This is a genomic window from Afipia sp. MLSD5-FHT05B12 (genome assembly GCF_058793355.1).
Genome location: NZ_JBXAFS010000004.1, coordinates 1 through 19,956 on the forward strand (window position 1 = coordinate 1; position 19,956 = coordinate 19,956).

20 protein-coding genes are annotated in these 19,956 nt (G+C 61.7%); 8 read left to right on the forward strand and 12 right to left on the reverse strand.

Annotated elements, in window-relative coordinates:
* Positions 1-353: 353 nt before the first annotated feature.
* From AC1Q6J_RS07075 to hemJ, 8 genes are all read right to left on the reverse strand, one after another.
* Positions 354-1,241 carry a ParB/RepB/Spo0J family partition protein gene (locus AC1Q6J_RS07075; protein WP_492278615.1) on the reverse strand — a complete coding sequence of 296 codons (888 nt, stop codon included), beginning with the start codon at positions 1,239-1,241 and terminating at the stop codon, positions 354-356.
* A 199-nt stretch (positions 1,242-1,440) separates the two neighbouring features.
* The gene (locus AC1Q6J_RS07080; protein ID WP_492278616.1) at positions 1,441-2,298 is read right to left on the reverse strand and encodes a ParA family protein; all 858 of its coding nucleotides are present in this window, start codon (positions 2,296-2,298) and stop codon (positions 1,441-1,443) included.
* Between the two features lie 36 nt (positions 2,299-2,334).
* Positions 2,335-2,991, reverse strand: a complete 657-nt coding sequence (gene rsmG, locus AC1Q6J_RS07085) for a 16S rRNA (guanine(527)-N(7))-methyltransferase RsmG (protein ID WP_492278617.1) — start codon at positions 2,989-2,991, stop codon at positions 2,335-2,337.
* A gap of 8 nt (positions 2,992-2,999) precedes the next feature.
* Complete coding sequence (gene mnmG, locus AC1Q6J_RS07090; RefSeq protein WP_492278618.1) at positions 3,000-4,868, reverse strand: tRNA uridine-5-carboxymethylaminomethyl(34) synthesis enzyme MnmG; 1,869 nt, start codon at positions 4,866-4,868, stop codon at positions 3,000-3,002.
* A gap of 158 nt (positions 4,869-5,026) precedes the next feature.
* Positions 5,027-6,361 (reverse strand): tRNA uridine-5-carboxymethylaminomethyl(34) synthesis GTPase MnmE, encoded by a 1,335-nt coding sequence (gene mnmE / locus AC1Q6J_RS07095; RefSeq protein WP_492278619.1) that lies wholly within the window; start codon positions 6,359-6,361, stop codon positions 5,027-5,029.
* A 130-nt stretch (positions 6,362-6,491) separates the two neighbouring features.
* Positions 6,492-7,199 (reverse strand): GNAT family N-acetyltransferase, encoded by a 708-nt coding sequence (locus tag AC1Q6J_RS07100; protein ID WP_492278620.1) that lies wholly within the window; start codon positions 7,197-7,199, stop codon positions 6,492-6,494.
* 181 nt (positions 7,200-7,380) lie between these two features.
* Positions 7,381-8,646: a transcription termination factor Rho gene (gene rho / locus AC1Q6J_RS07105; protein WP_492278621.1), complete on the reverse strand. Its 1,266-nt coding sequence runs from the start codon at positions 8,644-8,646 to the stop codon at positions 7,381-7,383.
* 276 nt (positions 8,647-8,922) lie between these two features.
* Positions 8,923-9,345: a protoporphyrinogen oxidase HemJ gene (gene hemJ, locus AC1Q6J_RS07110; RefSeq protein WP_492278622.1), complete on the reverse strand. Its 423-nt coding sequence runs from the start codon at positions 9,343-9,345 to the stop codon at positions 8,923-8,925.
* A gap of 519 nt (positions 9,346-9,864) precedes the next feature.
* On the opposite strand from hemJ, the gene AC1Q6J_RS07115 reads away from it, so the two are divergent.
* Genes AC1Q6J_RS07115 through dnaQ form a run of 4 tightly spaced genes read left to right on the forward strand, consistent with a single transcriptional unit; the run spans position 9,865 to position 12,646 of the window.
* On the forward strand, positions 9,865-10,707 hold the full coding sequence (locus AC1Q6J_RS07115) for a pyruvate, water dikinase regulatory protein (protein ID WP_492278623.1): 843 nt from the start codon (positions 9,865-9,867) through the stop codon (positions 10,705-10,707).
* Positions 10,704-11,312, forward strand: a complete 609-nt coding sequence (locus AC1Q6J_RS07120) for a Maf family protein (protein WP_492278624.1) — start codon at positions 10,704-10,706, stop codon at positions 11,310-11,312. Before AC1Q6J_RS07115 ends, AC1Q6J_RS07120 begins: the two co-directional genes overlap by 4 nt.
* Positions 11,313-11,326: 14 nt before the next feature.
* A complete protein-coding gene (gene coaE, locus AC1Q6J_RS07125; protein WP_492278955.1) occupies positions 11,327-11,926 on the forward strand; it encodes a dephospho-CoA kinase in 600 nt (199 codons plus the stop codon).
* Between the two features lie 24 nt (positions 11,927-11,950).
* On the forward strand, positions 11,951-12,646 hold the full coding sequence (dnaQ, locus tag AC1Q6J_RS07130) for a DNA polymerase III subunit epsilon (RefSeq protein ID WP_492278625.1): 696 nt from the start codon (positions 11,951-11,953) through the stop codon (positions 12,644-12,646).
* 38 nt (positions 12,647-12,684) lie between these two features.
* Here the strand turns inward: dnaQ and secB are convergent, their stop codons facing one another.
* A complete protein-coding gene (gene secB / locus AC1Q6J_RS07135) occupies positions 12,685-13,170 on the reverse strand; it encodes a protein-export chaperone SecB (protein WP_492278626.1) in 486 nt (161 codons plus the stop codon).
* Positions 13,171-13,574: 404 nt separating this feature from the next.
* Here secB and AC1Q6J_RS07140 point away from each other — a divergent pair, with 404 nt between their 5' ends.
* From AC1Q6J_RS07140 to AC1Q6J_RS07150, 3 genes are read left to right on the forward strand one after another with little or no spacing between them, the layout of a single operon-like run.
* On the forward strand, positions 13,575-14,273 hold the full coding sequence (locus AC1Q6J_RS07140) for a Tim44/TimA family putative adaptor protein (protein WP_492278627.1): 699 nt from the start codon (positions 13,575-13,577) through the stop codon (positions 14,271-14,273).
* The gene (gene mltA / locus AC1Q6J_RS07145) at positions 14,251-15,909 is read left to right on the forward strand and encodes a murein transglycosylase A (RefSeq protein WP_492278628.1); all 1,659 of its coding nucleotides are present in this window, start codon (positions 14,251-14,253) and stop codon (positions 15,907-15,909) included. The genes AC1Q6J_RS07140 and mltA overlap by 23 nt, the downstream gene beginning before the upstream one ends.
* The gene (locus AC1Q6J_RS07150; RefSeq protein WP_492278629.1) at positions 15,906-16,490 is read left to right on the forward strand and encodes a Smr/MutS family protein; all 585 of its coding nucleotides are present in this window, start codon (positions 15,906-15,908) and stop codon (positions 16,488-16,490) included. Before mltA ends, AC1Q6J_RS07150 begins: the two co-directional genes overlap by 4 nt.
* Before the next feature lie 100 nt (positions 16,491-16,590).
* On the opposite strand, the gene hslU is transcribed toward AC1Q6J_RS07150, so the two are convergent.
* The 3 genes from hslU to hslV are packed head-to-tail and all read right to left on the reverse strand — an operon-like array spanning position 16,591 to position 19,105.
* A complete protein-coding gene (gene hslU, locus AC1Q6J_RS07155) occupies positions 16,591-17,892 on the reverse strand; it encodes an ATP-dependent protease ATPase subunit HslU (RefSeq protein ID WP_492278630.1) in 1,302 nt (433 codons plus the stop codon).
* Positions 17,893-17,945: 53 nt separating this feature from the next.
* On the reverse strand, positions 17,946-18,557 hold the full coding sequence (locus AC1Q6J_RS07160; protein ID WP_492278631.1) for a DUF2585 domain-containing protein: 612 nt from the start codon (positions 18,555-18,557) through the stop codon (positions 17,946-17,948).
* Positions 18,554-19,105 carry an ATP-dependent protease subunit HslV gene (hslV, locus tag AC1Q6J_RS07165; RefSeq protein ID WP_492278632.1) on the reverse strand — a complete coding sequence of 184 codons (552 nt, stop codon included), beginning with the start codon at positions 19,103-19,105 and terminating at the stop codon, positions 18,554-18,556. Before hslV ends, AC1Q6J_RS07160 begins: the two co-directional genes overlap by 4 nt.
* 182 nt (positions 19,106-19,287) lie before the next feature.
* Here hslV and hisB point away from each other — a divergent pair, with 182 nt between their 5' ends.
* Positions 19,288-19,881 carry an imidazoleglycerol-phosphate dehydratase HisB gene (gene hisB, locus AC1Q6J_RS07170; protein WP_492278633.1) on the forward strand — a complete coding sequence of 198 codons (594 nt, stop codon included), beginning with the start codon at positions 19,288-19,290 and terminating at the stop codon, positions 19,879-19,881.
* Positions 19,882-19,956: the final 75 nt, after the last annotated feature.

Genomic DNA, 19,956 nt, shown 5'->3' on the forward strand with positions numbered 1-19,956 from the left:
CCCGGAATGACGGGCGAGAAAATCGCGCCGCGCCTATGACAGGGCGTCGATATCGGCGTCGCTGAGGTTGCCGGGCAGGGAAATTGCTGCTCTCGGGGCTACAGGTTCGTTGTCATCCGGAATCTCACCACGTCGTCCCCGCGAAAGCGGGGACCCATACTCCCTGAGCACTCGATTTGATGGAGATGCCGGAGCGATCCTCTCGCCACTATCACGACGTTCGGTGGCTATGGGTCCCCGCTTTCGCGAGGACGACATCATGTGTGTGGCGCTGTCCCGCTAACTCGTAGCCCGGATTGACGGGCAGGGAAATTGCCGCGCTTCATGGAGCGGCCCGGCTGTTCGCTTGTGATTTACCGGCCGGCTTCCAGCCGCCGCAAAATCTCGTCAAGCTGGTCGAGATCGGTGTACTTGATCTGCACCGTGCCGCCGGGATTGCGGTGATCGACGCTGACCTTCAGGCCGAGCACGTCGCTGACGCGCTTTTCGAGCGCGATGGTGTCGGGATCCTTGACTTTGGCCGAGCTGCCGCCGCGCGCCTTCTGCGGCTTGCGCTCCGGTACGCCTTCGTCATGCGCCAGCGCTTCGGTCTGACGCACGTTCAGACCTTCCTCGACAATCCGCTTTGCCGCGGCGACTGCATCGGGCACGCCGATCAGCGCGCGCGCGTGACCCGCCGACAATTTGCCTTCCGCGATGTAGGCCTGAACCTGATCGGGCAGCCTGGTCAGACGCATCATGTTGGCGACATGGCTGCGGCTCTTGCCGACGATCCTGGCGATGTCTTCCTGGCTGCGTTTGAACTCCGCGGCGAGCGCGTGATAGCCCTGCGCTTCTTCCATCGCGTTCAGGTCGGAACGCTGCACGTTCTCGATGATCGCGATCTCGAGCGCGTCGCTGTCATTCACTTCCACCGTAACGATCGGCACATCGTGCAGACCGGCGCGCTGCGATGCGCGCCAGCGCCGCTCGCCGGCGATGATCTCGAAACGATCCTGCGCGCCCTTCACCGGCCGCACCACGATCGGCTGAATCACGCCATGCTGTTTGATCGACGCCGACAGCTCGCCCAGTTCTTCGTCGGAAAAAGTCCGGCGCGGGTTGCGCGGGTTGGCTTTCAGAAATTCGATCGGAACGCGGCGCGGCGCGCGCGCGGGACGATCGACATGCGCCGCCTCGCCGCCCACATCGCCGATCAGACTTGCAAGACCGCGACCCAGTCGCGAACGCTCCTCGGCCATCGCCGCATCCCTCGCACTCAACTCGCACACTCCGAATCTAAAATCTGTTCTGCATGTCATCCTTCGAGGCTCGGGGCCTTGCCCCTCGCACCTCAGGATGACGATCTCTCACCATCCGGAAATGGTGCTTGCGTCGTATCGTTCCGTCATCCTGAGGTGCGAGCCGTCTTCGGCGAGCCTCGAAGGATGACAGCTTGTCTCAATGCGTGCGCAGCTCGCGCTCGCGCTGAATGACCTCAGTCGCGAGTTTCAGATACGCTTCGCTGCCGACGCACTTGAGATCGTAGACCAGAACCGGCTTGCCGTAGGACGGCGCTTCGGAAATGCGCACGTTGCGCGGGATCATGGTGTCGTAAACTTTCTTGCCCATGAACTGGCGCACATCGGCGACGACCTGATTCGACAGGTTGTTGCGCGAGTCGAACATCGTCAGCACGATGCCGTGGATCGACAGCGTCGGGTTGAGTGTCGAACGCACCTGCTCCACCGTCTGCAACAGTTGCGACAGACCTTCGAGCGCGAAGAACTCACACTGCAACGGAACGAGAATGGCGTGCGACGCCGCCATGGCGTTGACGGTGATGAGGTTGAGCGACGGCGGGCAATCGACCAGCACATAGGTGTAGTCGGCGTCCGGCGCGACATTGACATTGAGGTCGGCGATGGCGTCGCGCAGACGAAACGCGCGATCGCGGGTGGTGCCGAGTTCGAGTTCGAGGCCCGACAGATCCATGGTCGAAGCCGCGATGTGCAGACGAGGCACCGCGGTCGGAATGATCGCCTCGCGCAATTTGGCTTCGCCGATCAGCACGTCGTAGGTCGAGCAGTTGCGGTTGCGGCGATCGATGCCGAGTCCGGTCGAGGCGTTGCCCTGCGGATCGAGATCGACGATCAGCACCCGCTCGCCGATGGCGGCCAGCGCGGTCCCGAGATTGATCGCGGTCGTGGTCTTGCCGACGCCGCCCTTCTGGTTGGCCAGCGCCAGGATGCGGGGATGCCCCCGTTCGCCCGTCGCCGTGCCGTTTTCGCCCTCAAAAATTCCGCCGATGCCAACCATGTGCCTGGCCGCCTTGTACCTGTTACTGCCGGACGATTATCGCCGCTCAATTGTCCTGAGCTCGACGATCCAGCCGTGTCCGCCTGTGCGGCTGGGATGAAGAATGGGCTCAATATTCCAGTATTTAGTAGCTTCCGTCAATTCTGACTCTACATCTTGTCCCTTTAGAAAGAGTGCTTTCGCTCCTTGTTTCACCAGAGGCTCTGCATAGCCCAGCAACATATGTAGTGGAGCGACCGCGCGCGCAGTGACGCAATCTATCGGCGTCTGCGAGCTATCCACATAATCCCCGATATCGGCGAGGATAACTGAGCCGGCAGCACCGGTGATCCGCAGTGCCTCGCGCAGAAACGCCGCCTTCTTGGCGTTGCGTTCGACGAGCTGAACGGACGCCCCCTCATGCTCCGCCATTGCGCAGGCCAGCACCACACCCGGAAAGCCGCCGCCGCTACCGAAGTCGAGCCAGCGTTGCGCTGAGGGCGCGAGATCCAGAAGCTGCAACGAATCGGCAATGTGCCGGGTCCAGAGCTGCGGCAGCGTGGAGGGCGAGATCAGATTGGTCTTGGCCTGCCACGCCATCAGCAGATCGACGTAGCGATCGAGCCGGGCTTCTGTTTCACGTGAAACAGGCGTCAGCGCCAATGCCGCCGCCTTGTCCGCGGCCGGAATGGAAATGGGGGCCGTCTTGGCCATGGGATGCCTCAGGCCGAAGCGGCGGACGACCGGCGTGCCTCGCGGCGGAGATAAGCCGCAAGAATTGCCAGCGCTGCCGGGGTCATGGCCTCGATCCGGCCCGCCTGCCCGATAGTCCGGGGCCGGACCTTTTCAAGCTTCTGCCGCGCCTCGTTCGAGAGGCCGGGAACGGCACTGTAATCGACATCGGTCAGGACCAGGCCCTCGTCGCGGCGGAATGCCTGCACGTCGGCGGCCTGGCGGGCCAGATAGACGTCATACTTGGCGTCGATCTCCAGATGGACGGCAATCTTCGGATCAATCTCGTTAAGCTGCGGCCAGATCGATATGACATTGCCCCACTCAACCTCCGGATAGGCCAGCAGCTCGAATGCGGTCCGGCGCTGGCCATCGTGGTTGAGCATCAGACCATGCTTTGCGGCCTCATTGGGCGTCACCGAGAGCGATTTCGCCAATGATTTCGCGATGTTAAGCGCCGCGATCTTGGCAGCATGGCGCCCTGCCCGCTCACCACCGACGCATCCCAGGGCAATGCCCCGGCCGGTCAGGCGCTGATCGGCATTGTCGGCACGAAGGGTCAGGCGGTATTCGGCCCGCGAGGTGAACATCCGGTACGGCTCGGTGATGCCGCGCGACGTCAGGTCGTCGATCATCACCCCGAGATAGCCGTCGGCGCGGTCGAACACGGCCGGTTCACCGCCGCCCGCGAGCAACGCGGCGTTCAGCCCGGCCACAAGCCCCTGCGCGCCGGCTTCTTCATAGCCGGTGGTGCCGTTGATCTGTCCCGCCAGAAAAAGGCCCGGCACGCGCCTGGTCTGGAGGGTCGGGTCCAGTTCGCGCGGATCGACATGGTCGTATTCGATGGCATAGCCCGGCCGGACCATTTTCACGCGCTCGAGGCCCGGAATGGTCGCCAGAATCGCCTGCTGGACCTCTTCCGGCAGCGAGGTGGAGATGCCGTTCGGATAAACCGTGGTGTCGTCGAGCCCTTCCGGCTCCAGGAAGATCTGATGGCCGTCGCGGTCGCCGAACCGGACGATCTTGTCCTCGATCGACGGGCAATAGCGCGGGCCAGAGCTTTTGATCTGTCCGGAATACATCGGCGAGCGATGGACATTGGCCCGGATGATCTCATGGGTGGCATTGGTGGTCCGGGTGATCCCGCATTCGATCTGCGGGGTCGTGATCCGGTCCGTCAGCACCGAAAACGGCTCGATCGGGTCATCTCCGGGCTGCATTTCGACCGCCGACCAGTCGATGGTCGAGCCATCAAGCCGCGGCGGCGTCCCGGTCTTGAGCCGGCCCAAGGTAAACCCGGCCCGCTCGAAGGATTTTGAGAGACCCATCGCCGGCGCTTCTCCGACCCGCCCCGCAGGCCAATTCTTCTCGCCGAGATGGATCAGCCCCCGAAGAAACGTCCCGGTGGTCACAACCACGGCGCCGACGGCAAATTCCCGGCCATCGCCAAGGCGAATCCCGCAGATTCGGCCCTCAGACAGCAAAAGCTCGTCGGCCTCGCCCTCAATCACGGTCAGATTGGGCGTGCCCCGGATTTCCGCCTGCATCGCCGCCGCATAAAGCTTGCGGTCGATCTGGGCGCGGGGACCGCGCACCGCCGGACCCTTCCGCCGGTTCAGAACCCGGAACTGGATGCCACCCTGATCGGCCATCCGGCCCATCAGACCATCCAGGGCATCGATTTCCCGGACCAGATGGCCCTTTCCAAGACCACCGATGGCCGGATTGCAGGACATCGCTCCGACGGTCGCGAACTGATGGGTCACAAGCGCCGTTTTGGCGCCCGCGCGCGCGGATGCCGCCGCGGCTTCACAGCCGGCGTGGCCTCCTCCGATCACAATGACGTCGAATGTCTGCATGGGCAGACTTCTATCGCTTTGGTGCGAAAGCTGAAAGACGGAAATCGATCAGAAGTGTTTCACGTGAAACATGGTAAGGGTTCCATCGATTGTTTCACGTGAAACAGGGCCATTGGCCGACCCGGAACCAGCGATCGGCCAATGGCCTACTTGCCAGCCTATTTGCCGATGCAAAACTCGTGGAAGATCACGTCCAGAATATCCTCGACATCCACCCGGCCCGTCAGTCGACCCAATGAATGAATCGCGATTCGTAGTTCTTCCGCCAGAAGCTCGTCGCCTTTCCCGGCTGAGCGCCCTGCCCGGTCGAGCGCGTCAACCGTTTCCCGCAGCAATGTCCGGTGCCGGGCGCGGCTGACCAGCGCCATCTCGCCCGCTCCGAAATAGTCCTGAGCGTAGGACACCAATGCTCCGATCAACTCCGGAACACCATCGCCCTTTGCTGCGGAAATATCGAACTGCGCCCCCGCCGGACCCTCACCCTCCAAAGCGACCAGATCGACCTTGTTACGGACGATCCAGACCGGCGCATGATCGCCCTCGGTTTGCGGCGATGGTGCCGCCTTGTCGTTGGCATCGACGAGCCACAGCACCAGATCCGATGTGCGGGCGCGATCGCGCGCACGGCGCACGCCTTCCTGCTCGACGGGATCGTGGGTGTCGCGCACGCCCGCGGTGTCGATCAGCGTCACCGGATAGCCGTCGAGATCGAGGTGAACTTCGATCACATCGCGCGTGGTGCCGGCATGGGGCGAAACAATCGCAGCCTCGCGCCGCGCGAGACGATTGAGCAGCGTCGACTTGCCGGCGTTCGGCGGACCGGCGATCGCAACCGTCAGGCCTTCGCGCAGGCGTTCACTTTGTGCCGATGAAATAAGGGTTTCTTCAATTTCCGATTTCAGCGCCGCGATCTTGCGCAGCGCCGGCGCGACAAGCTCTGCCGACACGTCGCCCTCATCGGAGAAATCGATCCCCGCTTCGATCAGTGCCGATGCCTGGATGATTTGTTGTCTCCAGCTCTCCGCCTTCGTGCCGAGCAAGCCTTTCAGGTGCCGCAAGGCCTGACGGCGCTGACGATCGGTGTCGGCATGAATGAGATCGTCGAGGCCCTCGGCTTCGGTGAGATCGAGTTTGCCGTTCTCGAACGCGCGGCGCGTGAATTCGCCCGGCTCCGCCGGACGCAAGCCGTCGATGGACCCGAGCGCATCGAACATCGCCGCGATCACCGCGCGTCCGCCATGGACATGAAATTCCGCGACGTCTTCGCCGGTCGCGCTGTGAGGACCCGGAAACCAGAGCGCCACCGATTCGTCGACGGCGCTGCCATCGAGGTCGCGCAGGGTCGCGACATGGGCGATGCGAGGCGCAGGCAGTTTCCCGCACAGCCGCTCGACCGCCGCCCTGGCTTGGGGGCCGGATACCCGGATGATGGCAATCGCCGACGGGGCGCGGCCGGACGACAAGGCGAAGATGGTCTGGTCGGGGGAATGCATGCCTATTTGTCGGACACTCGTCCGGCAGGCAACGAAAAATCCCAAAGGGTCATGACTTTACAATTGCTGCACCGCAATATGCTGCAACAATGGGTGCAGCAATTCCGTTGTTGCGACGCAACATAACGCGTTACCCGCGCGCAGCTGTGATCATCTCCGAGAGCGACATGCGCTGTTGCCCATCGCGGTCGAAATTCTCGGGCGCCAGCCAGTTCTCGTAAGCGCCTTTCAGCGCCGGCCACTCGCTGTCGAGAATCGAAAACCAGGCGGTGTCCCGGTTGTGGCCCTTGACCACCAGGTGATTGCGGAAGACTCCCTCGAAGCGAAATCCGAGCCGCAGCGCGGCGTGCCGCGACGGCGCGTTGAATGAGTTGCACTTCCACTCGTAGCGCCGGTAGCCGAGATCTTCGAACACATAGCGCATCAAAAGATACATCGCCTCGGTGGCAGCGGGCGTGCGCTTCAGTGTGTCGGCATAATGGATGCTGCCGATTTCAACGACGCCATTGGCGGGATCAGGCCGCATGAATGCACAGACGCCGCCGGCACGTCCCGACGCGCGGTCGATGATGGCGCTGTAAATGTAATCCTTGCTGTTCGCAGCCTCAGTCAGCCAGGTCAGAATCCCGGCGTCATCCGCGAAGGGGCCGATGAACAGATACACCCAAGACGATTCGCCGGTGTGTCTGAACGCCGCCAGCAAATCAGTACCGTGACGCGCAACATCCAGCGGTTCGATGCGGCAGGTGCGGCCGTCGATCGTGACCGGCTGCGGCGACGCACGGCGCGTCCAGCCGGGCAGGGCGACGCCGAGCGGAAGACGGGATTCTGACGACAAGACACAACCTCCCCGCCGCCGCGTCCTGTGCCGGCGCCAGCAGCACAATCATCCTGACGTGACAGGTCAAAAATGCAAATGCCCGGCACATCAATACGAAGACGTGCTTCGCACTGATGGGCCGGGCATTGCAAACAGGCTGACCGCTACTGGCGGTCAGACGTGCATATCAGGTGTTCCTTCAGGTATTCATGGAGTCGAAGAACTCCGCGTTGTTCTTGGTGTTGCGGAGCTTGTCGAGCAGGAAGTCGATGGCGTCCATGGTGCCCATCGGATTGAGGATGCGGCGCAGAACGTACATCTTCTTGAGCAGTTGCGGATCGGTGATGAGCTCTTCCTTGCGCGTACCCGAGCGCGAGATGTCGATCGCCGGGAAGGTGCGCTTGTCCGAGACCTTGCGGTCAAGAATCAATTCCGAGTTGCCGGTGCCCTTGAACTCTTCGAAGATCACTTCGTCCATGCGGCTGCCGGTATCGACCAGCGCGGTCGCGATGATGGTGAGTGAGCCGCCTTCCTCGATGTTACGCGCGGCGCCGAAGAAGCGCTTGGGACGTTGCAACGCATTGGCGTCGACACCGCCGGTCAGCACCTTGCCGGATGACGGCACCACGGTGTTGTAGGCGCGGCCCAGACGCGTGATCGAATCGAGCAGAATGACAACGTCGCGGCCGTGTTCGACCAGGCGCTTGGCCTTTTCGATCACCATTTCAGCGACCTGCACGTGACGCACCGCGGGCTCGTCGAAGGTCGAGGACACAACCTCGCCCTTCACCGAACGCTGCATATCGGTGACTTCTTCCGGGCGCTCGTCGATCAGAAGAACGATCAGATAGCATTCCGGATGATTGGCGGTGATCGAGTGCGCGATGTTCTGCATCAGCACCGTCTTGCCGGTGCGGGGAGGCGCGACGATCAGGGCGCGCTGGCCCTTGCCGATCGGGGCCACGATGTCGATGACGCGGGCCGAGAGATCCTTGCGCGTCGGATCATCGAGCTCGAGACGGAAACGCTCGTCCGGAAACAGCGGCGTCAGGTTATCGAAGTTGACCTTGTGCTTGGACTTTTCGGGGTCCTCGAAGTTCAGCGTGTTGACCTTGAGCAGCGCGAAATAGCGCTCGCCTTCCTTCGGGCTGCGGATATGGCCCTCAATGGTGTCACCGGTGCGAAGTCCGAAACGGCGGATCTGCGACGGCGAGACATAGATGTCGTCGGGGCCGGGCAGGTAATTGGCGTCCCATGAGCGCAAGAATCCAAAGCCGTCGGAGAGAACCTCGACGACGCCTTCACCGATGATGTCGGTTTCCTGGATCGCAAGCTGCTTGAGAATGGCGAACATCAGCTCCTGCTTGCGCATGGTGCTGGCATTTTCGACCCCAAGCTCTTCAGCGAACGAGACGAGCTCCGCCGCAGTTTTGGTTTTGAGGTCTTGTAGTTTGATTTCCCGCATTGGGGTTGTCCTGTGGAGCATGTGGAGAAAAAGAGAGGGGAGGGGAGCGAAAGGTTCAGCCTGCTGACAACCTACGGACTACAAACGCGATCAGAAGTCCGCAGGTCTTGAGCGAGGAAGGTGCCGGGAGGCTTCGAACCTGATGTGGTGGCCGGTCCAACAATGAGACCGGTACTCAACCACATCCGCCTGCGTTCGGTGGGATGACAGGAATATAGAAAATCGTCCGGGTCTTCGCAAGGAGGTCGTTGCCGCATCAACCGGCAACACGTCGTCCTAAAACGGTTTCACGATCACCAGAACGACGATCCCGATCATCAGAACCGTCGGTACTTCATTGATAATACGATAGAATTTCTGACTTCGGGTATTTCGGTCGTTGGCGAAATCCCGCACCCGGGCTGCGAAAAATCCATGAACGCCTGACAGAATCAGCACCAGCAGGAATTTTGCGTGAAACCAGCCTGAAACATACCAGCCGCCCCGCCAAACCAGCCACAAACCAGCCAGCCAGGTCACGATCATCGCCGGATCGATGATCGCCCTGAGCAGCCGCCGCTCCATCACCTTGAACGTCTCGGACTGTTTCGACCCGATTTCCGCCTCGCAGTGATAAACGAACAGCCGCGGCAGATAGAGCATGCCTGCCATCCAGGAAATCACGGCGATCACATGCAGCGCCTTGATCCATTCGTACATCGCGTCTTCTTTTCTGCCGAGCTTATCGTTGCCGTGAAATCGTTTTACAGTTTCGGCATGCCGGAGCTCATTTTTGTCCGGTATGTCGAGCAGCATCGATAGATGACGTGAGAAGGGCTCTGTCCGCAAGCACCACTTGCTTAAAGAATCCTTTTAGATTCTTAAGTTTGATTAAGTGTAGCCGTGATTAGCGCTCGCGCATCTCTCTCCCGTGTTTGTCCAGTGATCGTCCACAAGCCGCCGACTTATACCCGCCCTCGGTCAGTGTGAGGGTGGCGGAAAATACCCCGATGGTTTCAAGCGTTTGCCGGCTATTGGCCTGCCATTATCCCAAGACAAATCCACACAACCCCGCTACCATCCGTGTGAAGGTTAGATTTCATCCCGAAGTCAGCGCTGTGAATGAAGAGGCGAGTTATCCCGGCTGGCGCCGACCGGCGCCCGATCGGGTCAATATGCCCACAGGGATTCACAGCGATTCACAGCCGCCGGATTGAGTGGAAACGGATTCGATACGCCATGGCGCCTACCACCGGCAGTTATTTTCACCTCCATATGATTTCCGATTCGACCGGTGAAACGCTGATCACGGTCGCGCGCGCGGTGGCGGCGCAATACTCCAACGTGTCGCCTGTGGAGCACGTCTATCCACTGGTCCGCAGTCAGAAGCAGCTCGATCGCGTCCTCGCCGAGATCGAGGAAGCGCCGGGAATCGTGCTGTTCACCCTGCTGGAAAAGGATCTGGTCGAGCGGCTGGAGGCCAAATGCCAGGAAATCAACATTCCTAGCCTGTCGATCATTGGTCCGGTGATGCAGTTGTTTCAGGCTTATCTCGGCACTGAAACCTCGCGCCGCGTCGGCGCGCAGCACACCCTCAACGCCGAGTATTTCAAGCGGATCGATGCGCTGAACTATACGATGATGCACGACGACGGCCAGCACGTTGAAGGTCTTGAGGATGCAGACGTGGTTCTGGTCGGCGTGTCGCGCACATCGAAGACGCCGACCTCCATCTATCTTGCCAACCGCGGCGTCCGCACCGCGAATGTTCCGCTGGTGCCGGGAATTCCAATTCCGCAGCAGCTTGAGACGCTGAAAAAGCCGCTTGTGGTCAGCCTTCATGCGACCCCGGAGCGATTGATTCAGGTCAGGCAAAATCGTCTGCTCGGCATCGGCAAAACCGGCGACGATACCTATATCGATCGTCAGGCCGTGACCGAGGAAGTTGCCTTTGCCCGCAGGCTGAGCGCGAAATTCGACTGGGCTCTCCTCGATGTGACGCGGCGCTCGATCGAGGAAACCGCCGCGGCCATCATGAAGCTCTTTGCCGATCGCCAGCGCCAGAAAGCATCGCAAACGTGACTGTCTGGCGTGAGCGGCAACCTTTGATTCTGGCATCGCAGAGCGCTGTGCGGAAAAGCCTGCTTGCGAATGCCGGCATCGCGGCCGAGCCGATCCCGGCTGACATTGACGAACGCGCTGCTCAGGACAAATCAGGTCTGAAGAATCCAGGTGAGATCGCGGCGTTTCTTGCCGGCGAGAAAGCGAAGTTTGTCTCCCTGAAACATGCGGGCCGGTATGTCGTCGGCGCGGACCAGACACTGGCGCTGGGCCAGCGGCTTTTCAGCAAGCCGGAGAATCGCGCCGCGGCATCGGCGCAGATCGCAGCGCTGTCCGGGCAGACCCACGAACTGCACAGCGCGGTCAGCGTGACAAAGGACGGTGTGCCGCTGTTTTCCCATGTCAGCGTGGCGCGCATGACGATGCGGCCTCTGACCGCACGCGAGATAGACGCCTATATCGCAGAGGCTGGCGACGCAGTGACTGCAAGCGTTGGCGCCTATCAGCTGGAACGGGCCGGCGTGCATCTGTTCGAGCGTATCGACGGCGATCATTTTACGATACTGGGATTGCCGCTGCTGCCGTTGCTTGGTTTTCTGCGCAGCCGCGATCTGCTGACTGTTTGATGAAAGAAGTGCCGATGCTGCTGCTGGGTCTGACGGGTTCGATCGGGATGGGAAAATCCACCACCGCGAAACTGTTCGAGGAGGCCGGGGTGCCGGTTTATGACGCCGACGCCACGGTCCACAAGGTCTACGAGGGCGAAGCCGCGCCGGCCGTCGAAGCCGCGTTTCCGGGCAGCACGGTGAACGGCAAGGTCGACCGGCAAAAACTGTCAGCCATGGTTGTGAACAACGCCGATGCCATGAAGCGGCTCGAGACCATTGTGCATCCGATGCTGCGCAGCCATCAGCTCAAGTTTCTCGACGATGCGGAAAAATCCGGCGCGCCCGTGGCGGTACTCGACGTGCCTTTATTATATGAGACCGGCGGTGAGAACCGCGTCGATGCGGTGGTGGTCGTGACCACGGCGCCGGAGATCCAGCGCGAACGCATCCTGGCGCGGGACAACATGACGCCCGAGAAGCTGGATGCCATCCTGGCGCGTCAGCTTCCTGATGCCGAAAAGCGCAAACGGGCGGATTTTGTGGTGGACACTTCCCACGGCCTCGAGCCGGTGCGGCAGCGGATCGGTGAAATCCTCCGCGAAGTCGTTAAAATGCCGAAACGGCGAAGCTGATTCGCAAAACCAACCGGCATTCTCATGCGCGAAATCGTTCTCGATACCGAAACCACAGGCCTCGATCCGCTGCGCGGCGATCGGCTGGTTGAGATCGGCTGTGTCGAGATGATCAACCGCATGCCGACGGGACAGACGTTCCACGTCTATCTCAACCCTGAACGCGATATGCCGCAGGAAGCCTTCGCGGTGCATGGGCTGTCGAGCGAGTTTCTCGCCGACAAGCCGCTGTTCGCGGCGGTGGCTGAGGATTTCCTAACCTTCATCGCGGACGCGCCGCTGGTCATCCACAATGCATCGTTCGATATCGGCTTCATCAATGCCGAACTGACCAAGGTTTCGCGCGCGGCAATTCCGCGCGACCGTCTGGTCGATACGTTGACGCTGGCCCGCCGCAAGCATCCCGGTGTCTCGAACCGGCTCGACGACCTGTGCTCGCGCTATGCCATCGACAATTCCCGCCGCACCAAGCACGGCGCGCTGCTCGACGCCGAATTGCTGGCGGAAGTCTATATCGACCTGATCGGCGCGCGGCAGTCGCAGCTTATTCTGTCGGAGACGCGCCAGTCGTTCAGCACGGGACAGACGGACGCGCCGCGCCGGCAGCGTGAGGTCCCGCTTGCGCCGCGGATCACCGAAGCGGATGCCGCCGCGCACGCAGCCTTCGTTGCGACGCTGGGCGGCACGCCGGTCTGGAACGAATTCTCGAAAGAAGACTGAGCGAAGCGATTTTCGCTTCGCGTGCAACCCGGGATGCCTTAGCTCGGCTTGACCTGCTGTTGCTGCTCGGCCTGACGCGCCATGTTCTGGCGGTAGAGGCCGACGAAATCCACCGGATCGAGCATCAGCGGCGGGAAGCCACCGGAGCGCACCGACGTTGCGATGATTTCCCGGGCGAACGGGAAGAGCAGCCGCGGGCATTCGATCATGATGAACGGATGCATGCTGTCCTGCGGGACGTTCTGAATACGGAACACGCCGGCATAGATCAGCTCGAACGCGAACAGCACAAGGTTGTCGGTCTCGGCCTTGCCCTCGATGGTCAGCGCGACTTCAAAGTCGTGTTCGGCAACCGGGTTGGCGGTGACATTGATCTGAATGTTGATCGTAGGCTGCTTGTCCTGGGCCGCCAGCGAAGCCGGCGAGTTCGGATTCTCGAACGAGAAGTCCTTGATGTACTGCGCCAGGACATTGAACTGAGGCGGGGCCGCGTTCTCGAGAGGTGCGCCATTGCCGTTGGTCATAAGTCGATCTCTCCGAGAAAGCGGAAACGGAATCGCCAGGATGCGATCCGGCCCGGGAACTGCCTGCGAAAGGCCTGGGCGGCGGAAACGTCCGCTTCTGCCATGGGCAGGCCTTCGTTGGGGCGAGTGGCTATCATAGCCTTGCCTCATTCCACAAGGACGATAGGCCCCATTCTGCGGCGTTTCGGCTGGCCCTGACCGCTGGATCGGGTAGAATTAAGCTAAACAGGCGCCATGAATGCCCTAAACCCTGTCTTTCGGGCACTTCAAAGCGCGGCATAGTGCGGTGTTGGCTGGATCGGGTTTCGTGCCTACATGTGACAGGCGAATTCCTGGGTGACCCCTTGTGTGAACAGGGTTATCCCTCAGGCGGCTTGAAGCACCGATCAGAAAGTGAATGCGACGTGGATATTTACACTATCATTTTTCTGGCTCTGGCCGTCTTCATCTTCCTGCGGCTACGCAATGTATTGGGACAGCGCACCGGTGACGAACGTCCGCCGTTCGATCTGCCAGCCCGCGGCAGCGCTCGTGTGTCCGACAATGTCGTGCCGCTGCCCGGCAAAACCATCGATCAGGCGCCGCTGGCGCCGTCGGCGGAAGCTGCGGTCGCGCCCGACCGCTGGAAGGGAATCGCCGAATCCGGTTCCGCGCTTGCGCGCGGTCTCGATCAGATCGCCGTCTCAGACCCATCCTTCGACGCGCAGCATTTCATCAGCGGCGCAAGGAGCGCCTATGAAATGATCGTACTTGCGTTCGCCAATGGCGATCGGCGCGCGCTGAAGGATCTGCTGTCGTCCGAGGTCTATGAGGGATTCGAGGCCGCGATCAAGGAACGCGAGCAGCGCGGCGAAAAGGTCGAGACCCGGTTCGCATCGATCGACAAGGCAGAGATTGTCAACGCGGAAACGCGCGATCGCTCCGCCCAGATCACCATCCGGTTTGTGTCCCAGATGATCTCGGTCACGCGCGACAAGGCCGGCACCGTCGTCGATGGCAACGCGGAAAAGCTCACCGATGTCACAGATGTCTGGACGTTCGCCCGTGACATCGCGTCGCGCGATCCGAACTGGAAGCTGGTTGGGACGGAAAGCGGACAGTAACGAGGCTGCCGCGTCCGGCGCGCGGGCCGGGCGCCTTGGCGCGTGGCTGAAAGCCGGAACCGCCGGATTTCTCGTTGCCAGCCTTGCTGTCGCGGACGCCCAGGCCAGGACGGCAGGCCGTCATGCCGCGCACAGTTATCATGAACATCCGAAACGCGGGCCGGTTGTCTGGCCGCTGGAATTTCCCGGCGCCCAGTATGCGCCGCTGAAGTGGAACGAGGTCGCCGGTTGGGCCGACGACGATCCGCTTCCGGCCTTCAAGACGTTTCGGGCAAGCTGCAAGCCGATTGCCGCGCAGAAAGGCCCGCTCGCGGAGAGCAAGGCGCTCGGCACGTCGCTGCGCGATTCTTGCATCGCCGCCAGGGCCGAGGATTTTTCCGACAGCACCAGGGCGCGCGAATTCTTCGAGCGGAATTTCACGCCGCTGCTGATTTCGCGGATTGGCGACGATGCCGGCTTTGTCACCGGCTACTATGAGCCCGTCGTCGATGGCTCGCGCGTTCAGACCGATGTGTACAATGTGCCGGTCTATCGGCGTCCGTCGAACCTGTTCGTGCGCGGATATTCGCAGGCCAACGCTAGCATGCCGAACAAGGGGCAGGTGTTCCGCAAGATCGGGCGGCGCAAGCTGGTGCCCTATTACGACCGCGCCGAGATCGAAGACGGGGCCATCGCGGGGCGGGGACTCGAGGTGGTCTGGCTGAAGAGCCAGACCGATTTGCTGTTCATCCAGATTCAGGGTTCGGCGCGAATCAGGCTGGAGGATGGTTCGATGGTGCGCATCAACTACGATGCACATAACGGCTATCCCTACATGCCGGTCGGCCGCATCCTGATCGAACGCAACATCATTCCCAAGGATCAGATGTCGATGCAGAAGATCCGGGAATACATGGAGCAGAGCCCCGACGCTGCGAAGGAGTTGCGCCGGCAGAATCGCTCTTATGTGTTCTTCCGCGAGGTGAAGCTGGCGGCGGACGACGAAGCGGTCGGCGCTCAGGGCGTGCCGCTGACGGCGGGACGCTCGATCGCCGTCGACAAATCGCTGCATGTCTATGGCACGCCGTTCTTTATCGAAGGCAATCTGCCGATTGAATCCGAGACATCGAACACGCCGTTTCGCCGATTGATGATCGCGCAGGACACCGGCTCCGCGATCATTGGTCCGGCGCGCGCGGACATCTACTTCGGCGCGGGCATCGACGCTGGCCGCGTCGCAGGCCGCCTGAAAAATCCGGCACGCTTTGTCATGCTGCTGCCGAACAGCCTCGATCCGGTGCCGCGCGGCAAGACGATGCCGCTGCCGGAAGACCGGCCATCGGCCACCATCGCAAAACTGTTTCCGCAAAACGACCCGGTCAAGGAAGCTTCCAAGGAAGCAGTCAAGGACGCGCCGAAAGAGCAACCAAAGGACTCACCCAAGAACCAGTCCGAGAGCCCGTCCAAGGATCAGCCCGCTGCGGCCCAGGCGCCGGTTACGCCGGCAACACCTGCCGTAACCGCCCCGATCGCGCAGGCGGTGCCGTTGCCGGAAGCTCGCCCGAAAACCGCGCCGGATGCGGCATCGACCGCTGCGGCCAAGCCTGAGCAGCCGCGCCGCACCCGGCATCACCGACGTTACCGTCATCGCCAATGAAACGTCCGCGCAATCTCGATCCACCTCCGATGTCACGGCGAAAGCGCGCGCTCAGCCGCGAAGAAGCCGAACTATGGGAAAGCGTAGCCAGGCAGGCGAAGCCGCTGCGCAAGAAGCCGCGTTCGCCGAAGGTATCGGCTGAAGCGGCGGAAGAATCGCCGGTTGCACCGAAGCTGGCGCCGGTGTCGAAGCTTCCTGCGACACCTCGAAAGATTCCGGTCACCCCGCAGGCACCGCCGCCGCTTGCGCCGCTCGGGCGGCGGGAGCGCTCGCAGCTTTCACGAGGCCGGAAGGAGATCGACGCCCGGCTCGATCTGCATGGGATGACGCAGACAAAGGCGCATCGTGTGCTGCTGAACTTCCTGCATCACGCGCACGAGAGCGGCATGGCGTTCGTTCTCATCATCACCGGCAAGGGCCGCACTGTCGGGCCGGAATCGGAGCGTGGCGTGTTGCGCCGTCAGGTCCCGCAATGGCTCGGGCTGCCGGAATTCCGCAGCTTTGTGATCGGCTTCGAGGAAGCGCATATCGGCCACGGCGGCGAAGGCGCGCTGTATGTGCGCATCAGACGGGCAAGGTAATTATAGTCGTCGGTGCAACGCATACGGCGTCGTCCCCGCGAAGGCGGGGACGACATCCAAATTGTTGTGAAGCGACCGGACCAAAACTCGCGGTCAATCTCTACAGAATAAACCGGCTGAGATCCGTGTTCTTGGCCAGATCGCCGATGTGCTTCTGCACATAGGCCGCATCGATTGTGATGGTCTGGCCGTTCATGTCCGGCGCGTGGAACGACGCCTCGTCCAGCACGCGCTCCATCACCGTCTGCAAACGCCGCGCGCCGATGTTCTCGATGGTTGAATTCACCGCGACGGCGATATCGGCGAGGGCATCGATGGCATCGTCGGTAATGTCGAGGGTCACACCCTCGGTCTGCATCAGCGCGACATACTGTTTGAGCATCGAGGCCTCCGGCTCGGTGAGAATGCGCCGCATGTCGTCGCGGGTCAGCGCCTGCAACTCGACGCGGATCGGCAGGCGGCCCTGCAATTCCGGCAGCAGGTCCGACGGTTTGGCGATGTGGAACGCGCCCGACGCAATGAAGAGAATATGATCGGTTTTCACCGCGCCGTGCTTGGTGGAGACGGTGGTGCCTTCGATCAGCGGCAGCAGATCGCGCTGCACGCCTTCGCGCGACACGTCCCCGGCGCGCACGCCGTCGCGGACACAGATCTTGTCGATTTCATCGAGAAAGACGATGCCGTTGTTTTCGACAGCCTGAATGGATTCCTGCACGACCTGGTCGTTGTCGAGCAGCTTGTCACTTTCCTCGTTGACGAGAATTTCGTGGGAATCCGACACGCTGAGCCGCCGCGTTTTGGTGCGGCCGCCCATCTTGCCGAAAATGTCGCCGATGGAGATCGCGCCGACCTGCGCACCCGGCATGCCGGGAATCTCGAACATCGGCGTGCCGCCGGACGACTGCGTCTCGATCTCGATCTCCTTGTCGTTCAGTTCGCCAGCCCGCAATTTCCTGCGGAACGAATCGCGCGTCGCGGCGCCGGCATTGGCGCCGACCAGCGCGTCGAGCACCCGTTCCTCGGCGGCCAGTTGCGCGCGCGCCTGCACGTCCTTCCGCTTGCGCTCGCGGGTTTGCATGATCGCGACCTCGACGAGATCGCGCACGATCTGCTCGACATCGCGGCCGACATAACCGACCTCGGTGAATTTCGTGGCCTCCACCTTGATGAAGGGCGCATTGGCCAGCCGCGCCAGCCGCCGCGCGATCTCGGTCTTGCCAACGCCGGTCGGCCCGATCATCAGGATGTTTTTCGGCAACACCTCTTCGCGCAGCGAACCGGTGAGCCGCTGCCGCCGCCAGCGGTTACGCAATGCGATGGACACCGCGCGCTTGGCGTCGCCCTGTCCGACGATGAAACGGTCGAGTTCGGATACGATTTCGCGGGGAGAGAAGTCTGTCATGTCTCTTAGCTATTGTTGAATGGACTGTATCGCAAGCGGTTAGGCTGGCGGAGCTAGATGATCGGGGGCCCGCTTTGCCATTGCCGTATCGCATCGAACGGATGGATCAGCATGATGATGTTCAGCGTCAGGTTGTCGCGGATGTGCAGGCCGACGGCGATCTCGAAGACAATCGCCAGCATGACGGTTGCGATCACCGGCAGTTTCCGCGCGGCAATGAAGCCCGCGATCATCGCCAGCGTGTCGGACACCGAATTGACGATGCTGTCGCCGTAATAATCCAGCGAGATGGTGCCGGCGCGATAGCGCTCGATGATGAGCGGCGAATTCTCCAGCAATTCCCAGCCGCCCTCGATCAGCATCGCGATCAGAAGACGCGCGATCCATGACACGCGCGGCAGCAGCAGCCAGGTCAGGCCGTAGAACAGGAAGCCGTGGATGATGTGGGAGAACGTGTACCAGTCGGCGATGTGCTGCGAATTCTCTGAACTCAGCACCACGCCGTGCCAGAGCTTGACGTAGCCACAGGTGCAGATCGGCACGCGGCCCATGGCGTAGAGGATCGCCGCCTGCAACAGAAGCAGCCCCGCCGCGATGATGAAGCCCCGGCGCGGCGAAAGCCCCGACCTTGCAGACAAGGCTGCCTGGCCCGATGTCGCGCTCATGCGGTCAGCGTTTCAATGGTGATGCTGCGGTTGGTATAGACACAGATGTCGGCCGCGATATCGAGCGAGCGGCGCACGATGGTCTCGGCGTCCTTGTCGGAATCGGCCAGCGCACGTGCCGCAGCCAGCGCATAATTGCCGCCGGAGCCGATCGCCATCACGCCATGTTCCGGCTCCAGCACGTCGCCGGTTCCGGTCAGCACCAGCGAGACGTCCTTGTCGGCGACGATCATCATGGCTTCGAGGCGGCGCAGATAACGGTCGGTGCGCCAATCCTTTGCCAGTTCGACCGCGGCCCGGGTCAGCTGGCCGGGATACTGTTCCAGCTTGGCCTCGAGGCGCTCGAACAGGGTGAAGGCGTCGGCGGTGGCCCCGGCGAAACCGCCGATGACGTCGCCATTGCCGAGCTTTCGGACCTTCCTGGCGTTGGATTTGATGACGGTCTGGCCGATGGAGACCTGCCCATCGCCGCCGATAACCACCTTGCCGCCCTTGCGGACCGTGAGAATGGTGGTCCCGTGCCAGATCTCAGGCTGTGATGCTTGCATGAATACCTCGTTGAGGGGTCTGATCTAGGCACTGGCGCCGCCGGTTGCAATCGGCCCGCCGGGCGGCGAATTCCAGTCACCATATATGAAAACTCAGGCAAAAATCGCGTCATCCCGCAGTAGCGAAGGCGTCATGTGCCTGTTAAAAGGGCGCGTCTTCCGGCTTCTGGAGAGCACTTTTCATGCGCACGGCCACCATCAAGCGCAAGACCAAGGAAACCGACATCATGGTGTCGGTCAATCTGGATGGGACCGGCATTTCCAATGTCGCGACCGGCATCGGATTCTTCGATCATATGCTGGATCTTCTGGCGCGCCATTCGCGCATCGATATCACCGTGCAGGCCGACGGCGATCTCCATGTCGATTACCACCACACCACGGAAGATGTCGGCATCGCGCTCGGGCAGGCCGTGAAGCAGGCGCTCGGCGACATGAAAGGCATCACCCGCTATGCCAGCATCCACATGCCGATGGACGAAACACTGTCGCGTGTCGTGATCGACATTTCGGGGCGTCCGGTGCTGGTGTTCAAGGCCGAGTTTCCCCGCGACAAGATCGGTGAGTTCGACACCGAGCTGGTGCGCGAATGGTTCAACGCCTTCGCGATCAATGCTGGCGTGACGCTGCATGTCGAGACGCTGTACGGCGAGAACAACCATCATATCGCCGAGTCGTGCTTCAAGGGCCTGGCGCGCGCGCTGCGGGCGGCGGTTGCGATCGATCCGCGCGCTGCGGGCGAAATTCCCTCGACCAAGGGCACGCTCGGCGGCTGATTTGACCTGAAGCGCATGCCGGTCATGCGCTGGAATTCACTTTTGGACCAGCGAGCGACGCACGATCTTTGCCGG

Bases quoted from the DNA above. Each gene is read 5' to 3' on its own strand.
- AC1Q6J_RS07075 (WP_492278615.1), bottom strand. From the start codon at position 1,241: ATGGCCGAGGAGCGTTCGCGACTGGGTCGCGGTCTTGCAAGTCTGATC.
- AC1Q6J_RS07080 (WP_492278616.1), bottom strand. From the start codon at position 2,298: ATGGTTGGCATCGGCGGAATTTTTGAGGGCGAAAACGGCACGGCGACG.
- rsmG (WP_492278617.1), bottom strand. From the start codon at position 2,991: ATGGCCAAGACGGCCCCCATTTCCATTCCGGCCGCGGACAAGGCGGCG.
- mnmG (WP_492278618.1), bottom strand. From the start codon at position 4,868: ATGCAGACATTCGACGTCATTGTGATCGGAGGAGGCCACGCCGGCTGT.
- mnmE (WP_492278619.1), bottom strand. From the start codon at position 6,361: ATGCATTCCCCCGACCAGACCATCTTCGCCTTGTCGTCCGGCCGCGCC.
- rho (WP_492278621.1), bottom strand. From the start codon at position 8,646: ATGCGGGAAATCAAACTACAAGACCTCAAAACCAAAACTGCGGCGGAG.
- hemJ (WP_492278622.1), bottom strand. From the start codon at position 9,345: ATGTACGAATGGATCAAGGCGCTGCATGTGATCGCCGTGATTTCCTGG.
- AC1Q6J_RS07115 (WP_492278623.1), top strand. From the start codon at position 9,865: ATGGCGCCTACCACCGGCAGTTATTTTCACCTCCATATGATTTCCGAT.
- coaE (WP_492278955.1), top strand. From the start codon at position 11,327: ATGCTGCTGCTGGGTCTGACGGGTTCGATCGGGATGGGAAAATCCACC.
- dnaQ (WP_492278625.1), top strand. From the start codon at position 11,951: ATGCGCGAAATCGTTCTCGATACCGAAACCACAGGCCTCGATCCGCTG.
- secB (WP_492278626.1), bottom strand. From the start codon at position 13,170: ATGACCAACGGCAATGGCGCACCTCTCGAGAACGCGGCCCCGCCTCAG.
- AC1Q6J_RS07150 (WP_492278629.1), top strand. From the start codon at position 15,906: ATGAAACGTCCGCGCAATCTCGATCCACCTCCGATGTCACGGCGAAAG.
- hslU (WP_492278630.1), bottom strand. From the start codon at position 17,892: ATGACAGACTTCTCTCCCCGCGAAATCGTATCCGAACTCGACCGTTTC.
- AC1Q6J_RS07160 (WP_492278631.1), bottom strand. From the start codon at position 18,557: ATGAGCGCGACATCGGGCCAGGCAGCCTTGTCTGCAAGGTCGGGGCTT.
- hslV (WP_492278632.1), bottom strand. From the start codon at position 19,105: ATGCAAGCATCACAGCCTGAGATCTGGCACGGGACCACCATTCTCACG.
- hisB (WP_492278633.1), top strand. From the start codon at position 19,288: ATGCGCACGGCCACCATCAAGCGCAAGACCAAGGAAACCGACATCATG.